Source organism: Lancefieldella parvula, from assembly GCF_963530955.1.
Classification (GTDB): Bacteria; Actinomycetota; Coriobacteriia; order Coriobacteriales; family Atopobiaceae; genus Lancefieldella; species Lancefieldella parvula_A.
Genome location: NZ_CAUSFQ010000107.1, coordinates 1 through 3,957, shown reverse-complemented (window position 1 = coordinate 3,957; position 3,957 = coordinate 1). Strand labels below are relative to the sequence as shown.

Here is a 3,957-nt window from a genome sequence, read left to right as displayed (position 1 = left end):
GTCATCTGCAGCAGCACTGGCAAGCGCTTGACCTGCATCGGTATCAATGTAGTCCGCTACAAGAAGATCGCACTGCTCAACGTCATCTGCACGACGAAGCTCTTCCCAGAACCACTGAGCAATCTGGTGAGAAAACTCTACAAACTCAACATCTCCGTGAGCATACTCCTGAAGACCTCCAGCAAAATTACTGGTAGGAGCAAACTCTCCGTGCCTAGACTCTGGATTTGCCGTAATTTTACGCAGTCTACGCTGCACATATGACTTTGTCTGACGGTCCTCTAAATCCAAGGTAGATTGAGAGAAGTATTTAGTTCCCGTCTCAAAATCAAAGACGTGAAGAATTGCCTTAGTAACTCTAAGCATGTAAAACCTCGTTTATTGCAGATGCTTTGCTGGCGAGAAACCCTAGTGCTTGACGCACATTAAAGGATCGCCAATCTTAACCAGTGGACGACCACCAATCAGCGTTCCGGACTCACCAATGAGGTCAATGCGCTCATACGTATCTGCGTTAACAACGGTAACAACCACAACGTTCTCATATCCTGCCTCTTCAATGGCAGCAGCGTCAAACGAAATCAGTGGAGTACCAGCCTTGACCTCATCGTTAGCATGAACGTAACGGGTAAAACCCTTGCCATTCATTTCGATGGTACCAACGCCAATGTGAATCAAAATCTCAATACCTGTATCGGTGGTAAGGCCAATTGAATGATTGGTTACGTTAGTTGCGGTAACGCGGGCATTACAAGGAGCGTAGACGCAATCAAGACCAACGGGCAAAATACCATAGCCCTGGCCAAAGAGACCGCTTGAGATTACTTCATCGTGAACCTCTTGTACGCTTACCAGAACACCAGAAACTGGTGCATAGATAGTGTCTTCCCTGGTAGCAAATGTAGCCTTCTGAGGCTGCTCTGTTCCATTAGAAGGAACAAACACATTTCTAACCTTTGACCAAAGACCCATGATGCCTCCTTGAGTATGTGCTCTGCACAGATACCATCTGACATAACGTTTCTATTTTACCTAAGCGAGAAGGACGAATGCTCCACAGAGAAACATCCGTCCTTCTTTCACGAATTTACAACACGAAGGTGCAACTTACTGCATCCTCTTAGCACCTCTAAAGATGATTGAACGTGCAGCAAAATAGGTAACCAGGAAGTATCCACCATACAAAGCAGCTGCGACTGCAACCACTCCACCAATGCTGCTAGCTACATCAAAGTTGCCAATCGACTTGATGACAGAAACCATAATGGACATCGCACAAGTAGCATGTGCAGCTGCCATAAGCAGTGGGAACAGGAAGTACACGCCAATCTGAACAAAGAGTGCACGACTTGCAAGGCCCTTCTCGGCACCAAGCTCTGCAAGAACTTGGTAAGCGCGAGCGTTGTCCGATGCCTCGGAGAGTTGCTGAAGTGCCAAGATAGCGGCGCACGCAATGAAGAGTACCAGACCGATGTACAGCGCCAAATACGTCACAATACCAGAGAGTCCAACAGTAGATTGAATGTATTGAGAAGCAGTAACAACAAACATCAACGAATACGGGTCGGAATCATTTCCAGTTAGGCCGCCATCGCCAAAGTACTGCTTCATCTGATTTCGGAATTGAGCCTCAGTGGCATCGCCTGGGGTTTGATAGTTGCCCAAGATGTAAGAGTTGGTCAAAACGGTGCTTGAAGGGAAACTTTGATCAGCAACAACTACGATTCCATATGCAGGCATAAGAGCAGGTCCACCTTGTGTTTGTGCAATGTCAAGCGTTCCACCAACGGCATGGAGCTTGTGACCTTGAATGGTAAGCTCGGGATTGTTTGCAAGAGAATCCTGCCAGTATTTTGTGAGATTAGTATCAAGTGTCCAAACCATATAACCGTCAGTACCAAAGTCAACAGGCTCAAGGCCAGATGCAACACGCAGCTTGTTGTACTGAGAAGCTCTCATCAGAGTCACATTTCTCTGCGCAGGATCTTCCTGACCGCTATAGCCGGTAAAGTAATCACCAAAGCGCTTGCCCGTTACCGCATCAATAGAGCCATACGTAAAACTAGGTGTTGTTGGATCATCTTGAGCGTAGTACGTATCTACCTGGAAGGCGTTTTTGATAGTTTTATCCCACTCTGGATCTAGCTTCTGCACTACAGAAAGGTAGTCGTACGAATCTGCTGGACCAGGAGTATAACTGCGCTCTGAGCCCGGATTAATTGCTACAGAAACATCGTACGTTTTGAGCTTAGAGAAGCTGGCATTCATAGAGTCAACAAGCGAGAAACCCGTACCAAGTCCGCAGACTGCCACAAAGAGCATGGCGCAGACTAAAGAGATGGAAACCCAAGCAGTATTAACACGAGCGTTAAACTGACGCAGGATAAACGCGTGAAGACCCTTGTAGTAGAAGCCCTTCTGCATCTGCATAAATCTGAGCAAGAAACCAGAGATTGAGAAGAAAAAGAGTGCTGTGCCCACAGATACCAAAGCAGTAGCCAGGGCAAACTCTTCGTCTATCTGTTTTAAACCATTGTGCTGAAGCAAGATATAGGAATAAGCAATGATTCCAAGAGAAGCCAGGAAGAGTAGAACTGAGACGGTAAGATTTCTTACCTTAACGGTCTGAGTTACTTTGTCTGCGTTAAGAAGGTCGATGAGCTTGTAGCGGGACACCGTGGTGACGTTAAAAATAAGCGCAACCACAAACATAACCACAAAGTAAATAACCGTTTGAATCAGTGAAGTTTGCGAGAAGACAAATTTGAACGAATCAAGAGTTGTGTTGAACATGTGGGCCGTTGCAAACATCATAAATTGAGAGATAAAAATACCTGCAACAAGGCCAACTACCAGGGCGAGAAAACCAACAAGCAGTGTCTCAATACTCATAATCTTAGAGACATTTCTCTTGGTCATACCCAGTATCTGGTACATTCCAAATTCTTTTTTTCTACGGCGAATCAGAAACTGATTAGCATAGACAAAAAGAAATCCCATAATAACGGCAAGAAAAACGCTTACTCCAGAAATGGTATTACTCAAAAGCTGAACAATGTTTCGCTGATCTTCAGAAAGATTCAACACCATAGATTGCTGCGTAATTGAATTGAAAGAATAAAACAGCGCAACGCCTACTGCCAATGTCAGAAAGTAAATGCTGAAATCGCGCAGTGATTTCTTGACGTTACCAAGCGCGATTTTACTGTACATCAGCACCCTCTCCTCCCAGGAATGAAACAACATCCATGATCTGGTCAAAGAACTGCTTACGGGGTTTCTCGCCACGAACTATCTCATTAAAGATGCGACCATCTTTAATGAAAATAACGCGATGAGCGTAAGAAGCAGCATATGAATCGTGAGTGACCATGGCAATAGTTGCACCATTACGGTTGAGGTTCTCAAGGCTCTCCAGAAGTGTACGAGCGTTCTTTGAATCCAGAGCTCCAGTAGGCTCATCTGCCAGGACCAACGAAGGGTTGGTAACAATTGCTCGAGCTGCGGCAACGCGCTGACGCTGGCCACCGGACATCTCGTAAGGGAACTTGTCCAGTACCTCGGAAATCTGGAGAAGTTTTGCAACGTTTTCTACGCGCTCCAAAACTTCCTGAGCGCGGACGTGACCAATGGTTAGTGAGAGCGCGATATTCTCGCGAGCAGTAAGGCTATCAAGCAAGTTTGCGTCCTGGAAAATAAAGCCCAAGCGGTCACGCCTAAAGGCAGAAAGCTCTGCGCCGCGCAGGCTGGAAAGCTCCTGGTCATCAATAAAGATGTGGCCCGCAGATGCCTGATCAATGGTAGAGATGCAGTTCAAAAGTGTAGTTTTGCCAGAACCAGAAGGACCCATGATGGCTATGAACTCACCGCGAGCTACAGAAAGATTAATGCCGTCCAGCGCCTTAGTGATGTTTCCACGATTTCCATAGTACTTCTCGAGGTTTTGACAAACCAAAA

At 46.1% G+C, this 3,957-nt stretch carries 4 protein-coding genes; all 4 read right to left on the bottom strand.

What is annotated here, in order from left to right; all coding sequences use genetic code 11:
- Nucleotides 1-366: nucleoid-associated protein (locus tag RWJ43_RS06290; protein ID WP_314009032.1), on the bottom strand; the 366-nt coding region annotated here is incomplete at its 3' end.
- A 42-nt stretch (nt 367-408) separates the two neighbouring features.
- Nucleotides 409-972, bottom strand: a complete 564-nt coding sequence (locus RWJ43_RS06285) for a PTS glucose transporter subunit IIA (RefSeq protein ID WP_314009030.1) — start codon at nt 970-972, stop codon at nt 409-411.
- 135 nt (nt 973-1,107) lie between these two features.
- Entirely contained in the window at nt 1,108-3,213 is a 2,106-nt protein-coding gene (locus tag RWJ43_RS06280; RefSeq protein WP_314009028.1) for an ABC transporter permease, read from the bottom strand.
- A complete protein-coding gene (locus tag RWJ43_RS06275) occupies nt 3,203-3,955 on the bottom strand; it encodes an ABC transporter ATP-binding protein (protein ID WP_314009026.1) in 753 nt (250 codons plus the stop codon). Before RWJ43_RS06275 ends, RWJ43_RS06280 begins: the two co-directional genes overlap by 11 nt.
- Nucleotides 3,956-3,957: the final 2 nt, after the last annotated feature.

What these genes read in the sequence shown, in the direction of transcription:
- RWJ43_RS06285 (WP_314009030.1), bottom strand. Translation starts at nt 972, where the DNA reads ATGGGTCTTTGGTCAAAGGTTAGAAATGTGTTTGTTCCTTCTAATGGA.
- RWJ43_RS06280 (WP_314009028.1), bottom strand. Translation starts at nt 3,213, where the DNA reads ATGTACAGTAAAATCGCGCTTGGTAACGTCAAGAAATCACTGCGCGAT.